This is a genomic window from Microbispora sp. H11081, assembly GCF_012999535.1.
In the GTDB taxonomy this organism is placed as follows: Bacteria; Actinomycetota; Actinomycetes; order Streptosporangiales; family Streptosporangiaceae; genus Microbispora.
Genome location: NZ_JABBWV010000004.1, coordinates 182,865 through 198,282 on the forward strand (window position 1 = coordinate 182,865; position 15,418 = coordinate 198,282).

Consider the following 15,418-nt stretch of genomic DNA (forward strand, 5'->3'; position numbering starts at 1 on the left):
TCAGCGCGGGTGGATGGTGACGAAGAGCCTGCCCTGCGCCTGCGCCTGGGCGAGCAGCGCCGCCTCGCCGGGGGTCGTGGCGAGCACGAGGAGCGCGCCGCCGTCCGTACGGCCGGGCGGCCGCGCGATCACCCGCACCTCCTGGGCGATGGTCCTGGCCTGGAACGGCCCGTCCTCGAAGGCCGCGAGGACGTCGATCACGTCGCCGGGAGACAGCAGCCGGGCGGCGTCGGGGTCGGCGATCCGTATCGGCGTCGCGACCAGTCCCGCCACCCCGCCCGCGGACTGTCCGGCCGGCGCCCGTACGGCGAGGGCCTGACGGAACAGGCCGGGGCCGAGCAGTCGCACGTCGGTGAGCGGCTCACCCCGGCGCAGCGCACCGGACACCACGCGGCCGACCACCGGAGCGCCTGGCGCGTACGCCCCGGCGGGCACCGCGTCGGGCGGCAGCCGTACGACCATGACGTCGGCGGGGGCCAGCCGGCCACCGGGGACGTCACGGGCGGCGGCGAGGACCTCCACGCCGCCGGGGGCCCGGACGGCGAGCAGCACGCAGGCCACCGCCAGACCGGCGAGCCCGGCGGCGATCGGGCGGCGACGCCGCGCCGCCAGGCGCCTCACGCCGCGCATCGCAGCCTCAACCCCGCGCTTCGCGGCCTCAACCCCGCGCTTCGCGGCCTGGCCATCGCGTATCGCGGCCTCGTCCCCGCCCCGGCATGGGTTCCGGCCGTTCCCTCGGAGGTCGCACGTCGTCGGCCGTCCGCGATCGGGGCGCGTCGATGACGGGTCGTGGCACGCATCGGTGATCTCAGGGAAGCGTGATCGGCAGTTCGATGCCGTCGAGGGCGGCGGCGCAGGAGCAGACGCGCTCCTGCGGCAGGGCCTCGACGACCTGGGCGACCAGGGCCCGCATCCGCTCGACGTTGGCGGCGAAGAAGGCCAGGACCTCCTCGTGGGTGACCCCCTCGCCGGCCTCCACACCGGCGTCGTGGTCGGTCACGAGGGCGAGCGTCGTGTAGCAGAGGGCGAGCTCACGGGCGAGGACGGCCTCGGGGTGCCCGGTCATGCCGATGATCGACCAGCCGGCGCCCGCGAACCACTTCGACTCGGCCCGGGTGGAGAAGCGGGGCCCCTGGACCACGACCAGGGTGCCGCCGTCGACCGTGTCCCAGCCCGTCTCGCCCGCCGTGGCGACGGCCGCCGCCCGGCCCGAGGGGCAGTACGGGTCGGAGAACGAGACGTGGACGGCCCCGCCGGTGTCGAAGTAGGTCTGCTCACGCCCCTGGGTGCGGTCCACGAGCTGGTCGGGGATCACGAGGGCGCCGGGGCCGATCTCCGGGCGCAGGGACCCGACCGCGCTGGGCGCGAGAACCTGGCGGACGCCGAGGGACCGCAGAGCCCACATGTTCGCCCGATAGGGGATGCGGTGGGGAGGGAAGGTGTGGCCGCGGCCGTGCCGGGGGACGAACGCGACCGTCCGCTCGCCGATGCGGCCCACGGTGATCAAGTCACTGGGCGGGCCGTACGGCGTCGTCACGTCGACCTCTTCGGCGTCCTCCAGCAGGGAGTAGAACCCAGAACCGCCGATGACCCCGATGTCTGCTCGATTGACCATGGGCAGACCCTAGCGAACGGCTTCGTGCCCCCGCCGCGTCTCGCCGGCCCCTGTGGATAACCTCAGGCGGCGGCGGTGGAGCCGGACGACGAGGTGCTGGACGAGGACGTGCTCGACGTGCTCGACGAGCTCGTGGAGGCGGCCGCGGTCTCCTTCTTGCCCGAGTCGCCGGCCTTGCCCGAGTCGCCGGACGACTTCGAGGACGACGACGTGGTGCTGGCCGCGGTCGACGACGAGCTCGAAGAACGGCTGTCGGTCCGGTAGAAGCCGGACCCCTTGAACACGATGCCGACGGCGGAGAACACCTTGCGCAGCTTGCCCTGGCAGGCCGGGCACTCCGTGAGCGGGTCGTCAGAGAACTTCTGAACGGCCTCCAGCTGCTCACCGCAAGCGGTACAGGCGTACTGGTAGGTAGGCACTCGCTCCTCCTGAGGACTGGCACTCGACCGGGTCGATTGCTAATCGTACGCAACCAACAAGCGCAAACGCCACTCCAGGCATGTTTATTGCCCCGGGGTGTCCCTTTCCCCCAGGCCTGTTCAGCCGCCGCGTTCGCCGTACCAGCCGGCGAGCTTGCCGCGGCGGCTCACGGCGCGGAGGCGGCGTTCGACCGTCTCGCGCTGGGCGGCGGTGGTGACGACGAGAAGCTGGTCGCCCGCGAGCAGCCGGGTCGTCTGCGCGGGCACGAACGACTGCCCGTCCCGTACGACGAGCGTGACCATGGCGTTCGCGGGCAGCCGGAGCTCGAAGATCTCCACGCCGTGCATGAGCGAACCGGGCGGGATGCGCACCTGCAGCAGGTCGGCGTTCAGCTCGCCAAGCGGCGCGGCCTCCACGTCGAGGTCGCGCGCCTCGCCATCCGCCGCCAGGCCGAGCCGCCTGGCGAGCCACGGCAGCGTGGGCCCCTGCAGGATCGTGAACACGATGACGATGATGAAGACGTCGTTGAACAGGCCCTTCGCCCCCGGCAGGCCGGCCGCCCAGGGGATCGCGGCCAGCACGATGGGCACCGCGCCGCGCAGCCCGGCCCACGACAGGAACACCTGCTCGCGCCACGACAGCGAACCGAGGCGCAGCAGCCGGGCGACCGCCGCGGACGCCAGCACGGACGCCGGCCGGGCGAGCAGGACCAGCAGCAGGCCCGACACCAGGGCGGGAACGAGCACACTGGGCAGTTCGCGCGGGTCCGCGAGCATGCCGAGCATGACGAACAGCCCGATCTGGGCGAGCCAGGCGGCGCCCTCCGCGAATCCGCGGGTGGCGGCGCGGTGGGGGAGCCGGGCGTTGCCCAGGACCAGCGTCGTCAGGTAGACCGCGAGGAACCCGCTGCCGTGCAGCAGCGTCGCCCCGCTGTAGGTGACGAACGCCAGCGCCAGCACCGCGATCGGGTAGAGGCCGGAGGCGGGCAGCGCGACCCGGCGCAGCGCGTACACCCCCGCGGGGCCCACGGCGAGACCGACGGCCGCGCCGATGAGTAGTTCGACGGTGGTGTCCAGCAGGACGCCCGGCAGCGAGAGCGTCAGCGACGGGCCCGCGCTCAGCATGATCACGAGGATGACGGTCGGGGCGTCGTTGAAGCCCGACTCGGCCTCCAGGATCCCGGCGAGCCGGGGCGGCAACGGCAGCCGTCTCAGCACGGAGAACACGGCGGCGGCGTCCGTCGACGCCAGGAACGCGCCGAGGAGCAGCGCCATCCGCCAGTCCATGCCGAGCAGGACGGAGACCGTCACCGCGAGCACGACGACGCTGACCGCGATTCCGACCGTGGCGAGCACGAGCGCGGTCGGCACCGCGCTGCGTACGTGGTTCCAGTTGGTGGTGAGACCACCCTCGGCGAGGATCACGGCGAGGGCGACCATGCCGAGTTGCTGCGCCGTCTGGGCGTTGTCGAAGTTGATGCCGACGATGCCGCCCTCACCGAGCAGCAGGCCGAGACCGAGATAGAGGAGCAGCGAGGGAAGGCCGGTGCGATGCGCGATCCGTACGGACGCGATGGCCGCGATGACGACGACGGCGGACAGGAGCAGCCAGACGTTCAGACCTACCCGCTCCTCTCGCCGTCCCTTACAGCAATCTTGTCACAGGTGCACCAACCGGACTATTCCGCTCGGGAGGGCGGCGAAGCGCACACGCTGGTCGTGCGGCTCGGCCGGCACCCCCTCCACCAGTTCGCCCTCGTGCAGGAGCGCCACCGTCGGCACGTTCGGCCCGACGCGGGCGAGCGCCCGGTCGTAGAACCCGCCGCCGCGGCCGAGTCGCACACCGGTCACCCTGTCCACCGCCAGGGCGGGTGTGATGACCAGCGCGGCGGTGCGGATCGCGTCGACACCGCGCCGGACGTCCACGGGCTCCATGATCCCGTAGGGGCCTGGCGCGAGCGAGTCCGGGCCGTCGTACACCGCCCAGTCGAGGTCGCCGTCCGGGCGCTGGACCGGCAGGATCACCGTCGCGCCGTGCTTCCACAGCGCCAGGATCAGCCCCTGCGTGGACGGCTCGGTGCCCGTCGACCAGTAGCAGGCCACCAGGCCGGCCATCTGCACCCACGGCTGGTCGAGAAGCGACTCGCGGATGGACGCCGACGACTCGCGCAGCGTCCTGGCGTCGAGTTCCGACCGGTCGCGCAGGATACGGCGACGCAGGTTCATCTTGTCCAAAGACTGCTCCGTTAGTGTCTACTCATGGCTGACTTCGATCCCGTGACCAAAGCCGTCGTGCCCGCCGCGGGTCTCGGCACCCGCTTCCTTCCCGCGACGAAGGCGACCCCCAAGGAGATGCTGCCCATCGTCGACAAGCCGGCCATCCAGTACGTGGTGGAGGAGGCCGTCTCCGCCGGGCTGCTGGACGTCCTCATGGTGACCGGACGCAACAAGCGCTCGATCGAGGACCACTTCGACGTAGCGTACGAGCTTGAGGACGCTCTTCGCGCCAAGGGCGACGAGGAGCGGCTCAGCCAGGTGAAGGAGCCCGTCGACCTCGCCACCATGCACTACGTGCGGCAGGGGGAGCCCAAGGGACTCGGCCACGCCGTCCTGTGCGCCAAGCAGCACGTCGGCGAGGAGCCGTTCGCCTGCCTGCTCGGTGACGACATCATCGACCCGCGCGACGCGCTGCTCAAGCGCATGATCGAAGTGCGCGGGACCTACGGCGGCAGCGTCGTCGCGCTGATGGAGGTGCCGCGCGAGCACGTCTCCCTGTACGGCGCCGCCGCCATCCAGCCCACCGACGAGGACGACGTCGTCCGCGTCACCGACCTCGTGGAGAAGCCCCCGGCCGACGAGGCGCCCTCCAACTGGGCCATCATCGGCCGTTACGTGATCGACCCGGCCGTGTTCGGCGTGCTGGAGCGGACCCCGCCCGGGCGCGGCGGCGAGATCCAGCTCACCGACGCCCTGCGTACGCTCGCCTCGGCGAGCCCGGAGGAGGGCGGCCCGGTGCACGGCGTGCTGTTCCGCGGCCGTCGCTACGACACCGGCAACAAGCTGGAGTATCTGCAGACCGTGGTGCAGTTCGCCGCGAACCGGGAGGACCTCGCCCCCGAGTTCCTGCCGTGGCTGCGGGAGTTCCTCGACAAGTCCGGACAGTGAGCAGATGAAGCCCGTCGACCGCCATCTCGCCGACATCCTCGCGGCGGTGCGCCCGCTCGCACCGCTCGAGGTCGAGCTCGACGCCGTCCTCGGCGCCGTGCTCGCCGAGGACGTCGCCTCGCCCGTGCCGCTGCCGCCGTTCGACAACTCGGCGATGGACGGCTACGCCGTACGGGCCGAGGACGTGGCCGCCACTCCCGTCACACTGCCCGTGATCGGCGACGTGGCGGCCGGCGACGGCGGGCTGCACGCACTCGGCCCCGGCCTGGTCACCCGCATCATGACCGGGGCGCCGCTGCCCGCGGGCGCCGACGCCGTCGTCCCGGTGGAGTGGACCGACGGCGGCACCGCCCGCGTGCGGATCGACAGGCCGGCCCCGCCCGGCAACGCGATCCGGCGGGCGGGCGAGGATGTCCGGGCGGGCGACGTGGTGCTCCGCGAGGGCACCAGGATCGGGCCCGCCCAGGTCGGCATCCTCGCCGGGGTGGGCCGCCGCCGGGTGCGGGTGCGACCCCGCCCGAGGGTCGTCGTGCTGTCCACGGGCGCCGAGCTCGCCGAGCCCGGCACCCCGCTGGGCGCCGGGCGGATCTGGGAGTCCAACAGCTTCATGCTGGCCGCGGCCGTGCGGGAGGCGGGGGCGGAGGGGTTCAGGGCCGGGTCGGTGACCGACGACCCCAAGGAGTTCCTCGACACCCTGGACGCCCAGCTCCTGCGGGCCGACGCGGTGATCACCAGCGGCGGCGTCTCGATGGGGGCGTACGAGCCCGTCAAGGAGGCCCTGTCGCCGCTGGGCACGGTGACCTTCGAGAAGGTCGCCATGCAGCCCGGCATGCCGCAGGGCTTCGGCGTCGTGGGGCCGGATCAGGTGCCGATCTTCACGCTGCCGGGCAACCCGGTCTCGTCGTTCGTGTCGTTCGTGCTCTTCGTCAAGCCGGCCCTGCGGGTGATGCAGGGACTCCCGGCCGGGCCGCCCGCGACGGTCCGCGCCACCGTGACGGCGCCGCTGCGGTCCCCCGCGGGCAAGCGGTCGTACCTGCGGGCCATGCTGACCGAGGAGAGCGTGGCGCCGGTGACCCGGCAGGGCTCGCACCAGCTCGCGGCGCTGGCCGGGGCGAACGCCCTGATCGTGGTGCCGGAGGACGTGACCTCGCTGCCCGAGGGGGCCGAGGTGGAGGTGATACCGCTGTGAAGCTGACTCATGTGGACGAGTCGGGCGCCGCCCGGATGGTGGACGTCTCGGAGAAGGACGTCACCGCCCGTACGTCCGTCGCGACCGGGCGGGTGCTGCTGTCGCCCGAGGCGGTGGCCGTGCTGCGCGCGGGGGACGTGCCGAAGGGCGACGCGCTCGGCGTGGCGCGGATCGCCGGGATCATGGGGGCCAAGCGCACCCCCGATCTCGTGCCGCTGTGCCACCCCATCGCCCTGACCGGTGTGAAGGTCGAGCTGGCCGTCGTGGACGAGGGGGTGGAGATCACCGCCCGGGTCCGTACGGCCGACAGGACGGGCGTCGAGATGGAGGCGCTCACGGCCGTCACCGTCGCGGCGCTCGCCCTGGTGGACATGATCAAGGCGGTCGACCCGGGCGCCGTGATCACCGACGTCCGGGTGGAGGAGAAGACGGGTGGCAAGACGGGCCACTGGACCCGTGCCGGACAGGAGTAAGGCGTGCGCGCGTTGGTGGTCACCGTCTCCAACAGGGCGTCCGCGGGCGTCTACGAGGACCGCTCGGGGCCGCTGCTGGCCTCCCTCCTGGCGGAGGCGGGCTGCGATCCGGTGGACGGGCCCCGGGTGGTCCCCGACGGCGACGCCGTCGAGGCCGCGCTGCGCGACGGCGTCGCCGCGGGCTACGACGTGATCGTCACCACGGGCGGGACCGGGGTGACGCCTCTCGACCTCACCCCCGAGATGACCGCCCGGGTGCTCGACCGGGAGATCCCGGGCATCGCCGAGGCCGTACGCCAGGTCAACAGGGACAAGGTGCCGACGTCGATCCTGTCCCGCGGGCTCGCCGGGCAGGCGGGCAGGACGCTGGTGGTCAACCTGCCCGGCTCCTCCGGAGGCGTACGGGACGGCATGGCCGTGCTGGCCCCGATTCTGGCTCATGTCGTCGACCAGATCCACGGCGGCGACCATGCGCGCTGAGGACGAGAGCAGGTCCGCGTGGCGCGTTGACCGTGTGTCGGTGGATGATTGACGAATGGATCGACTCCGCGGCTGGCCGGCGTCCATGGCCGAAGGGCCCGTCGGGCTGCGGCCGCTGCGCCTGCGTGACGTCCGAGACTGGCGCGACACCCGGCTGCGTAACGCAGAATGGCTCCGTCCCTGGGAGCCGAGCAACCCCGAGACCCCGCTGTTCCGCACCGGCCTCGGGCCGTACGTCTCGATGGTCGGCACGCTGCGCCGCGAGGCCCGCCAGGGACTGGCCATGCCCTGGGTCGTCACGTACGAGGGACGGTTCGCCGGGCAGCTCACCGTAGGAGCGATCGTGTGGGGGTCGGCGCGCTCCGCGCAGGTGGGCTACTGGGTCGACGGCGCGCTGGCCGGCCGGGGCATCATCCCGACCGCGCTCGCCATGGCCGTCGACCACTGCTTCTTCACGACGGGTTTACACCGTCTGGAGGCCAACATCCGGCCGGAGAACCACGCCAGCCGCAGGGTCGTGGAGAAGCTCGGGTTCCGCGAGGAGGGCATCCGCCGGCGTCAGTTGCACATCGACGGGGCGTGGCGCGACCACATCTGCTACGCGCTGACCGTCGAGGACGTGCCGCGCGGGCTGCTCGTCCAGTGGCGCCGCGCGATGAACTCCGCCGCCCGCCGCAGCGAGTCCAGCCCCGGCTAGGCGATCACTGCGTGCCGCTACCCGGATCGCACGGGATCGAATTACATGAAGAGCTTTGACGATCTCGCGACACACCGGATCGAATGCTCGTCATTCAGTGACACGCGGTCCTACGGTGCGTGACGTGAACACCTCTCCGCCGACACAGGTCCACGGATGTGTTCACCATGCCCTTCGTCCGGGGGTGCGGGGGTGGGCGCATGGGTAGCGCCGTCCTCTACCTCGCCATTGTCGTCATGTGGCTCAGCGTCCTGCTGCCCATGTGGCTGCGCAGGGACCGGCCCACCGACGAGGACCTGTTCGAGGAGCAGGCGGAGGCGTCCACGCTGTCCGAGCGGCCCGCCGACGACGCTTCCGACAGCGTCGACGGCGCCGCTGACGCTGAGCCTGACGCGGACGGGGGCGACGCCGACACCGTCGTCACACCCGCGCGCTCCACGGACGCCGCGCAGCCCACGGACGCCGTGCCGGGCGCCGAGGCCCTCACGGCGGACCAGATCGCGGCCGAGCGGCACGCGCGGGCCCGCCGGGTGGCCGCCCACCGCCGCGCCAGGATCCTCGCCCGGCGCCGGCGGCGGCTCCTGTGGAGCATCCTGCTCGTGCTGGCCTCCGTGGTCACCGCGGCCGTCCGGGTGATGCCCTGGTGGGCCGTCGCGCCCTCGGGCGTGCTCCTCGTCGGCTACCTCACCGTGCTGCGCGTGGCCGTACGAGTGGACAGGGAGCAGCGGGACAAGGCCGCCAGGGCGCGGGCCGAGTATCTGCGCCGTCAGCGGGAACGCCGCCGTGCCCTGGCCGAGTTGGCCCGCGAGGCGGAGATCATCCAGTTCGAGGCGCGCAAGCGCGTCCAGGTCTTCGACCAGTACGCCGACGGACGCCGCGCCTCCGGAGACTGATCGGTGGCGCGAACACCCCACGGAGTTTGCTACTCTAGTCGAGGTCGTTGGGGCTATAGCGCAGTCCGGTAGCGCACTTCGTTCGCATCGAAGGGGTCTGGGGTTCAAATCCCCATAGCTCCACCACGACGAAGGCCCGTCAGGTGATCCACCTGGCGGGCCTTTTCGCTGCTCAGGGCCCTACCGCTACGTCCCGGGCCGCCCGCCGTCGAAGCCGGTCGGTACGGCCACCGGCGCGTTCCCGCTGTCAGGAGCCGTCAGGAGTCAGAGCCCTGGGCCGACGGCGTACGAGCGGGGGTACGGCGGGGCTGCGACCTGCGCTGACGACCCGCTCGATGGGAGGCGGGGAAACCTTGGGGTTTCGCGGCGGATGCTAGCGGGGCTGTGGTGACCTGTCGAAATTGGACAAGTGTCTCTTTTCTGGCTCTTTTCCCCTCGTGTGGTGCACTGGCCAGGAGGAGGGAGGATGCGCCTGGGCGACTGCGTCTCCATCACACGCCGCATCACCCTGTTCACCGGGGTCACGGCGACCTTGCTCTGTGCGCTGCTGGCGCTGTCCATCATGCTCGGCGTCCATCACTACGCCACCAATGAGGTGACCAGGGAGCTCATGGCGGCGGGTGGCCGGGTGGCCGTGGAGCTCGAGCGGGGGCAGGTGACCTACCCTCTGGCCGAGTACAAGTCCCGCAATCTCCAGGTGGTCGACCCGTCCGGCCGTGTTGTCGCCTCGACGGCGAAGATCCGGGGCAAGCCGAGAATGACGACGCTCGTCCCGCCGGACACCAAGAACAGCGTCACCTGCGTCGTGTGCGGCGGCATCTTCCCGGCCGCCGACTGCGACATCGTGGTGGCGCAGTGGGCGCACCGCATGGGCGAGAGATGGATGGTCTACAGCGCCTCTCCGGCGGTGCCGCCCTGGGTCGATCCCTGGCTGGCCGGGCTGGTGGGAGTGAGCGCGTTGACGCTGGCCGCCGCCATCACCTATCTCGGCCACCGGTGCGTACGGGCGTCGCTGAGGCCCGTCGAGGCCATCCGCGCGGAGCTGGACGAGATCAACGGGAACTGCCCCGGCCGCCGGGTGCCGGTGTCGGCCACGGATGACGAGATCCGGAGGATGGCCGAGAGCGTCAACCGCACCCTGGGCCGGTTGGACTGCGCGCTGCAGCAGGTGCAGCACGCGCTGCGAGACCAGCGCCAGTTCGTCTCCAACGCCTCCCATGATCTGCGCACTCCGATCGCCGCCATGCGTGCCGAGGTGGAGGACGGCCTTCTCGCGCCGGAGGAGACCAGCGTGCGCCAGCTGGGTGCGGCCCTCCTGCCCAGCCTCGACCGGCTGCAGGCGATCGTGCACAACCTGCTGACGCTCGATCAACTGGACCATGGCGTCTACGACGGACGATGCAGGGTCGACCTGGCCGAGCTCGTGGCCGCGGAGTTGCGGAACCGCCATCCCCTGGCCAAACGCGTCGAGTCCGAGATCGAGCCCGGGGTCGTCGTGGCCGGGGACAGGATGTGTCTCACTCGACTGCTGACCAGCCTCCTCGACAACGCGGAACGGCACGCCAGGACGGCCTTCACCGTGTCCGTACGGCGCGAGCCCGGCGGTGATCACGGCGCGGCGGTGCTGGAGGTGGCCGACGACGGGCCGGGCATCGACCGGGACAAGCGCGAGATGGTGTTCGACAGGTTCACCCGTCTGGACGCGGCGCGCAACAGGGACGCGGGGGGCGCGGGGCTGGGTCTGCCGATCGCCAGGCAGGTCGCGGAGATCCACGGCGGCAGCCTGAGGATCGAGGACAGCGCCGTCGGCGCCCGCTTCGTCGTCCGCCTCCCGGCCGCTCCGGCGTCGGCGTCGGCTGCTCCGGCTGGCGACGGCCTCTCCACGTAAGTTCGCTTGACGGAGTGAGTGCTCACTCCATATGCTCGTGGCATGACAGACTCCACCCCCCGCCGGCGGTCACCGGCCATGAGCACCGAGCAGCGCAGGGCGATGATCGTCGCTGCGGCGCTTCCCCTGGTCGCCGAGCACGGCGCCGCCGTCACCACGAACCAGATCGCCCGAGCCGCCGGCATCGGTGAGGGCACCGTCTTCCGGGCCTTCGGCGACAAGGACGAACTGCTCGACGCGTGCCTGGCCGAGGCGATGAACCCCGGTCATCTGCTGCGCGAACTGGCCTCGATCTCCCTCGAAGAACCGCTCGCCGACCGGCTGACACAGGCGGCCGAGGCACTAGCCGCCCACCTGGGACGCATGGGGACCGTGATCGGAGCCCTGCACGGCACCGGCCACCGCCGCGATCGGACCCGCGGCGTCCGGGAGGACGGCGCCCGCGAAGGCGACCGGCCCTCCCCGGGAGGCAGGGAGGCCTCGATGACGGCGACCAGGGAGGCGATCGTCGACCTGATCGAACCCGACCGGGCGTCGCTGCGCCTGGAGCCGGAGAGGATCGCCTCGGTCTTCCTGGGAATGCTCTTCACCCGCTCCGGGGCGCCGTCCCCCGGCGAACTCGTGGACATCCTCCTGCACGGCACCCTCAAGAACCGGGAGAGCGCGGCATGACCGTGGACGACCGCGGGGCGTCCGGGTCCTCGGCTCGATCACCCGCCGACCTCTACGAGGTCATGTCCCCGGCGTGATCGACGGGAGGCCGAAGATCCTGGCGGCGTTGTCGTGGCACACCGCGCGCAGCCACTCGTCCCCGAGGTCCAGGCCGGCCAGGGCCGACAACGCCTCGGCGTACGGATAGGGGATGTTGGGGAAGTCGGTGCCGAGCAGGACGCGGTCCTGAAGGTCCAGCAGGAGCGGGAGTGCCTCCCGGGGGAAGGGCGCGGTCTCCTCGGTGAAGCCGGTGAAGGTCATCGTCGTGTCCAGGCAGACCGACGGATGACGCAGCGCCAGCGCGAGAAACTCCGCGTACTCCGGCGTGCCCATGTGGGCGATCACGAGCCGCAGCCGGGGATGCCGGGAGAGCAGGGCCACGATCGGTTCCGGCCCCGTGTGGGGCCCGGGCACCGGGCCCGACCCGCAGTGCGTGACCACCGGGACTCCGTGGTCCTCCAGCATCCCCCAGACCTCGTCGAGCAGCGGGTCGTTCGGGTCGTACGCGCCGACCTGGAGATGCGCCTTGAAGACTCGGGCGCCCGACTCGATCGCCCGCGCGACGTACCGCGAGGCACCGGGTTCGGGGAAGAAGGTCGCCGTCCGGAGGCAGTCCGGGACGCGGGCGGCGAAGTCGGCGGCCCAGTCGTTCAGCCACTCGGCCATGTCGGGCTTGTGGGGATAGAGCATGGAGGTGAACGCCCGCACCCCGAAGGCCCTGAGCCGTTCGACGCGGTCGTCCTGCGGCAGCCGGTACGTGATTGGCCAGGGCCGTCCGACCAGCGGGCCGGCAGAGTCGAAGTACGCCCACACCTTGGTCAGCACGCGGTGCGGCATGAAATGGGTGTGCACGTCGATCAGGCCGGGCAGGCCCAGTCGCCGCCAGAACGCGTTCACGCTCCGGATGTCGTCTTCGCTGGAGATCGTCTCGTCTGGCATGACCTCACACGTTATCCGCCCCCGCGGCCAGGTAGCGCTCGCCGAGCGCACGCAGGTGGGCGCGCAGGCCGGGCGGGTCGAGCACGGTGAAGGGCACGTCGAGCGAGGTGAGGAAGGCCGTCAGGTCGTGCGGTGAGTCGCCGCCGGTCTCCAGCACGCAGGCGTCCGGCCCGTCGGCGCGCAGCAGTCCGGCGGCGGGGGTGAGCCGCGCCCCCATGACCTCGATCGGAGCGTACAGCCGTACGACCGCCTGGTGCCTCCACGCGGTCGAGCCGGTGCCGCGGACGACGTGGGCGGCGACGTCGTCCGCGGGCGGTTCGCGCGGGGTGAACCGGGGGCCGTTCGGGACGCGCGGCCGCACCCGGTCCGCGCGGAAGGTCCGCCAGTCGCGGCGGTCGACGTCCCAGGCGAGCAGATACCAGCGCCGGCCGGTGAAGACGAGCCGGTGCGGTTCGGCCGTGCGCCGCCCCTCGTGTCCCCGGTGGTCGAGATAGTCGAACCGCAGCGTCTCGTGGTCGCGTACGGCCGCGGCGATCGTGGTCAGCGTCTCCGGGTCCACCGTGGGGCCGTGCCCCGGCACCGCGACCGTCGCGGCGCGCACGGCCTCGATCCGGTGGCGCAGCCGGGAGGGCAGCATCCGCTGCAGCTTGGTGAGCGCGCGCAGCGAGGTCTCCTCGATGCCGGTCACGGTGCCGCCCGCGGCGGACTGCAGGCTGACGGCCACCGCGACGATCTCCTCGTCGTCGAGCAGCAGCGGAGGCAGGGAGGATCCGGCTCCCAGCCGGTATCCGCCCGCCGTGCCGGTGGTCGAGCGGATCTCGTAGCCCAGGTGGCGCAGCCGTTCGACGTCGTTGCGCACGGTCCTGGTGGTCACGCCGAGACGGTCCGCCAGGTCGGCGCCGGACCAGCCGGGCCGGGTCTGGAGCAGCGCCAGCAACCGCAGCAGCCGTACGGAGGTTTCCAGCATGGCCACAGTCTCTCGCGCATTGCGGAACCGTACGTTCCTCAATGCCTCATAGCGTCAATCCTGACGAAGGGAGCGCAAATGTTGCGCGGACTGACCACGGTGACTTTCTGGGCGGACGACCTCGAGCAGGCGAGGAAGTGGTACGCGGAGGTGTTCGGCGTGGACGCCTACTTCGAGCGCCGGGGGCCGGACGGGCGGCTCGCCTACACCGAGTTCCGCATCGGCGATTACCAGCACGAGTTCGGCCTGATCGACCGGCGCTACGCCGGCCATCCGACCGGAGAACCGGCCGGCGCCGTCGTCTACTGGCACGTCGACGACCTGGCGGTGAGCCTCGACAGGCTGCTGGCGCTGGGCGCCGAGCAGCACGAGGCGCCGACGGAGCGCGGCCCCGGCTTCGTCACCGCCTCGGTGACCGACCCGTTCGGCAACATCCTGGGGATCATGTACAACGCCCACTACCTGGAGATGCTCGAAGCGAGGCCGGGCACGTCCTGAAGCACGCGGGGTGCCCGCCGGGCTCAGCCGAGGCCGGCGTACTGCCGGGGGCGCAGCGCCTGGACGCGTAGCGCGGCCAGCGCGGCGCGGCGTCCGGCGGTCGTCAGCCGCCACGTCCCCGCGTCCGAGGCAGGCCGCACGGGTTCCCTTTCCGCCCTTCCAGAGCCGGTGGCGAGGGTCCCGGGCTCAGGCGAGGAGCTATCGGGCGTACCTGACGCGGCCCCGAGACCCAGGGCGTCGAGGCGGTGGCGGAGCCGGGCGAGCGGGCCGGTGAGGTCGGCGCCGCCTACCCGGCCGCCGTCCGTCGTGCGCCAGCCCTCGCCGTCGACCACCTCGGCGACCCGGTGGCGCAGGTCGTCGTCCCGCACCTCGTCGCCGTCCACCAGGATCATCAGCGCCGACTCGCGGATGGAGACCTCGAAGTCGTGTTCGCCGGGGGCGGGGACGAGCAGTGTGGGCGTGGCCGCGTCCCAGAGGGCGGCGCGGTCGTCCAGCAGGTTCCTGCCCGTGGTGGTGAGCACCAGCCTGCGGCCGCTGCGCCGCAGCGCCCCGAGGTCGTGCACGGCGATCTGCCGCAACTCGGTGAGCGCGGGCACGTCGCCCTCGCCGCGCACCGTCCGGTCCGCCCAGCCGAACCGGCCGGCCGCCTCGACGGCCACCGCACGCCCGACGTTGAGCCGCTCGGTCAGGCGGACCCCGGTGCGGGCCAGGTCGAGCAGCCAGCGCAGCGGTTCCAGGTGCGGCTCGTCCGGGGCCGTGATCGGCGCGTGCAGCCGCACCTCGAAGGGCTGGGCGAGCTCGCGGCGGGCGGTGCCGCGCCCGAGCACCCAGCGGTTCAGCCGCTCGCCGTGGACCCGGTGCAGCCAGCAGTCGCCGCCCAGCTCAGGACGGGAGGTGGTGAGCCAGCGGCGGGTCAGCTCCTCGCGGTCCACCGGGTCGCCGGAGACGATGGCCAGCTCCAGGGCGGCCGCGCAGGCGACGTGCGCGCCGAGCTCCTCCGGCCCCATGATCGAGCTCCACGACAGCTCGGCGATGTCCGGGGGCAGCACCCCGGTGGCCTCCAGCTCGCGGTGGTAGGCCGCGGCTCCGGCCTCCTCGCCCTCCCCGGCGTACGTCAGCAGGATCCGGGCGGTCGCGGGGGAGTCGCACAGGGCGGCGTAGCGCTCCATGCCGGCGAGCCTGAGCAGCTCGCCGAGGGCGCGCGCGATGGTCGCCTGGTCGCCGGGCACCTTGATCGGCAGCGTGTACCAGAGGAACTCGCACACGTCGAACTGGCTGATGGTCTCCAGAGCCTCGCCACCGGCGAGCCACTCGACCGCGACGCGGGCGGGCTCGGCGATGTCCGGATCGGAGCGCTCCAGCTGGGCCAGGAGCGCGGCGACGTCAGGTGCGGGCATGACCCGCAGTCTGCCGTATCGACCCCATCGTTGACGACGACCCGGCATCACTCGAGACCACCCCCTCTGAGCGCAACGGTATGCGCC

Annotated in this window: 17 protein-coding genes and 1 tRNA gene; 10 read left to right on the forward strand and 8 right to left on the reverse strand. The window is 72.2% G+C overall.

Annotation, left to right across the window (positions count from 1 at the left end):
• The 5 genes from HHX31_RS13200 to HHX31_RS13220 all read right to left on the reverse strand — a co-directional run bounded on the left by HHX31_RS13200 (position 1) and on the right by HHX31_RS13220 (position 4,260).
• Complete coding sequence (locus HHX31_RS13200; protein ID WP_169948550.1) at positions 1–630, reverse strand: SAF domain-containing protein; 630 nt, start codon at positions 628–630, stop codon at positions 1–3.
• 178 nt (positions 631–808) lie between these two features.
• A complete protein-coding gene (locus tag HHX31_RS13205) occupies positions 809–1,615 on the reverse strand; it encodes an S-methyl-5'-thioadenosine phosphorylase (RefSeq protein ID WP_169948551.1) in 807 nt (268 codons plus the stop codon).
• 62 nt (positions 1,616–1,677) lie between these two features.
• Positions 1,678–2,034 (reverse strand): FmdB family zinc ribbon protein, encoded by a 357-nt coding sequence (locus HHX31_RS35945; protein WP_169948552.1) that lies wholly within the window; start codon positions 2,032–2,034, stop codon positions 1,678–1,680.
• Between the two features lie 120 nt (positions 2,035–2,154).
• The gene (locus HHX31_RS13215) at positions 2,155–3,654 is read right to left on the reverse strand and encodes a potassium/proton antiporter (RefSeq protein ID WP_169948849.1); all 1,500 of its coding nucleotides are present in this window, start codon (positions 3,652–3,654) and stop codon (positions 2,155–2,157) included.
• Between the two features lie 39 nt (positions 3,655–3,693).
• Positions 3,694–4,260 (reverse strand): 5-formyltetrahydrofolate cyclo-ligase, encoded by a 567-nt coding sequence (locus tag HHX31_RS13220; protein ID WP_169948850.1) that lies wholly within the window; start codon positions 4,258–4,260, stop codon positions 3,694–3,696.
• Positions 4,261–4,293: 33 nt separating this feature from the next.
• Between HHX31_RS13220 and galU the strand changes: the two genes are divergently transcribed.
• The 9 genes from galU to HHX31_RS13265 all read left to right on the forward strand — a co-directional run bounded on the left by galU (position 4,294) and on the right by HHX31_RS13265 (position 11,491).
• Positions 4,294–5,199 carry a UTP--glucose-1-phosphate uridylyltransferase GalU gene (gene galU, locus HHX31_RS13225; RefSeq protein WP_169948553.1) on the forward strand — a complete coding sequence of 302 codons (906 nt, stop codon included), beginning with the start codon at positions 4,294–4,296 and terminating at the stop codon, positions 5,197–5,199.
• Between the two features lie 4 nt (positions 5,200–5,203).
• The gene (glp, locus tag HHX31_RS13230; protein WP_169948554.1) at positions 5,204–6,388 is read left to right on the forward strand and encodes a gephyrin-like molybdotransferase Glp; all 1,185 of its coding nucleotides are present in this window, start codon (positions 5,204–5,206) and stop codon (positions 6,386–6,388) included.
• Positions 6,385–6,861 (forward strand): cyclic pyranopterin monophosphate synthase MoaC, encoded by a 477-nt coding sequence (moaC, locus tag HHX31_RS13235; protein ID WP_169948555.1) that lies wholly within the window; start codon positions 6,385–6,387, stop codon positions 6,859–6,861. The genes glp and moaC overlap by 4 nt, the downstream gene beginning before the upstream one ends.
• Before the next feature lie 3 nt (positions 6,862–6,864).
• Positions 6,865–7,341 (forward strand): molybdenum cofactor biosynthesis protein B, encoded by a 477-nt coding sequence (locus HHX31_RS13240; protein ID WP_169948556.1) that lies wholly within the window; start codon positions 6,865–6,867, stop codon positions 7,339–7,341.
• A gap of 55 nt (positions 7,342–7,396) precedes the next feature.
• Positions 7,397–8,038 carry a GNAT family N-acetyltransferase gene (locus HHX31_RS13245; protein WP_169948557.1) on the forward strand — a complete coding sequence of 214 codons (642 nt, stop codon included), beginning with the start codon at positions 7,397–7,399 and terminating at the stop codon, positions 8,036–8,038.
• A 200-nt stretch (positions 8,039–8,238) separates the two neighbouring features.
• Complete coding sequence (locus HHX31_RS13250; RefSeq protein ID WP_169948558.1) at positions 8,239–8,931, forward strand: hypothetical protein; 693 nt, start codon at positions 8,239–8,241, stop codon at positions 8,929–8,931.
• Positions 8,932–8,980: 49 nt separating this feature from the next.
• Positions 8,981–9,057 (forward strand) — tRNA-Ala (locus HHX31_RS13255).
• Positions 9,058–9,397: 340 nt separating this feature from the next.
• Entirely contained in the window at positions 9,398–10,819 is a 1,422-nt protein-coding gene (locus tag HHX31_RS13260) for a cell wall metabolism sensor histidine kinase WalK (protein ID WP_169948559.1), read from the forward strand.
• A gap of 42 nt (positions 10,820–10,861) precedes the next feature.
• Complete coding sequence (locus HHX31_RS13265; protein ID WP_211589653.1) at positions 10,862–11,491, forward strand: TetR/AcrR family transcriptional regulator; 630 nt, start codon at positions 10,862–10,864, stop codon at positions 11,489–11,491.
• 60 nt (positions 11,492–11,551) lie between these two features.
• Here HHX31_RS13265 and HHX31_RS13270 read toward each other — a convergent pair whose 3' ends face one another.
• Together HHX31_RS13270 and HHX31_RS13275 are read right to left on the reverse strand one after the other, a co-directional pair.
• Positions 11,552–12,469, reverse strand: a complete 918-nt coding sequence (locus HHX31_RS13270; RefSeq protein ID WP_169948560.1) for an amidohydrolase family protein — start codon at positions 12,467–12,469, stop codon at positions 11,552–11,554.
• 4 nt (positions 12,470–12,473) lie between these two features.
• Positions 12,474–13,436 carry a YafY family protein gene (locus HHX31_RS13275; RefSeq protein ID WP_169948561.1) on the reverse strand — a complete coding sequence of 321 codons (963 nt, stop codon included), beginning with the start codon at positions 13,434–13,436 and terminating at the stop codon, positions 12,474–12,476.
• 78 nt (positions 13,437–13,514) lie between these two features.
• Between HHX31_RS13275 and HHX31_RS13280 the strand changes: the two genes are divergently transcribed.
• A complete protein-coding gene (locus HHX31_RS13280; protein WP_169948562.1) occupies positions 13,515–13,934 on the forward strand; it encodes a VOC family protein in 420 nt (139 codons plus the stop codon).
• A 23-nt stretch (positions 13,935–13,957) separates the two neighbouring features.
• Here HHX31_RS13280 and HHX31_RS13285 read toward each other — a convergent pair whose 3' ends face one another.
• Complete coding sequence (locus tag HHX31_RS13285) at positions 13,958–15,331, reverse strand: hypothetical protein (RefSeq protein ID WP_169948563.1); 1,374 nt, start codon at positions 15,329–15,331, stop codon at positions 13,958–13,960.
• Between the last annotated feature and the right edge of the window lie 87 nt (positions 15,332–15,418).

What these genes read in the sequence shown, in the direction of transcription:
- HHX31_RS13220 (WP_169948850.1), bottom strand. Translation starts at nt 4,260, where the DNA reads ATGAACCTGCGTCGCCGTATCCTGCGCGACCGGTCGGAACTCGACGCC.
- HHX31_RS13280 (WP_169948562.1), top strand. Translation starts at nt 13,515, where the DNA reads ATGTTGCGCGGACTGACCACGGTGACTTTCTGGGCGGACGACCTCGAG.
- HHX31_RS13275 (WP_169948561.1), bottom strand. Translation starts at nt 13,436, where the DNA reads ATGCTGGAAACCTCCGTACGGCTGCTGCGGTTGCTGGCGCTGCTCCAG.
- HHX31_RS13200 (WP_169948550.1), bottom strand. Translation starts at nt 630, where the DNA reads ATGCGCGGCGTGAGGCGCCTGGCGGCGCGGCGTCGCCGCCCGATCGCC.
- HHX31_RS13245 (WP_169948557.1), top strand. Translation starts at nt 7,397, where the DNA reads ATGGATCGACTCCGCGGCTGGCCGGCGTCCATGGCCGAAGGGCCCGTC.
- glp (WP_169948554.1), top strand. Translation starts at nt 5,204, where the DNA reads ATGAAGCCCGTCGACCGCCATCTCGCCGACATCCTCGCGGCGGTGCGC.
- HHX31_RS13265 (WP_211589653.1), top strand. Translation starts at nt 10,862, where the DNA reads ATGACAGACTCCACCCCCCGCCGGCGGTCACCGGCCATGAGCACCGAG.
- HHX31_RS13285 (WP_169948563.1), bottom strand. Translation starts at nt 15,331, where the DNA reads ATGCCCGCACCTGACGTCGCCGCGCTCCTGGCCCAGCTGGAGCGCTCC.
- HHX31_RS13250 (WP_169948558.1), top strand. Translation starts at nt 8,239, where the DNA reads ATGGGTAGCGCCGTCCTCTACCTCGCCATTGTCGTCATGTGGCTCAGC.
- HHX31_RS13270 (WP_169948560.1), bottom strand. Translation starts at nt 12,469, where the DNA reads ATGCCAGACGAGACGATCTCCAGCGAAGACGACATCCGGAGCGTGAAC.
- HHX31_RS13205 (WP_169948551.1), bottom strand. Translation starts at nt 1,615, where the DNA reads ATGGTCAATCGAGCAGACATCGGGGTCATCGGCGGTTCTGGGTTCTAC.
- HHX31_RS13260 (WP_169948559.1), top strand. Translation starts at nt 9,398, where the DNA reads ATGCGCCTGGGCGACTGCGTCTCCATCACACGCCGCATCACCCTGTTC.
- galU (WP_169948553.1), top strand. Translation starts at nt 4,294, where the DNA reads ATGGCTGACTTCGATCCCGTGACCAAAGCCGTCGTGCCCGCCGCGGGT.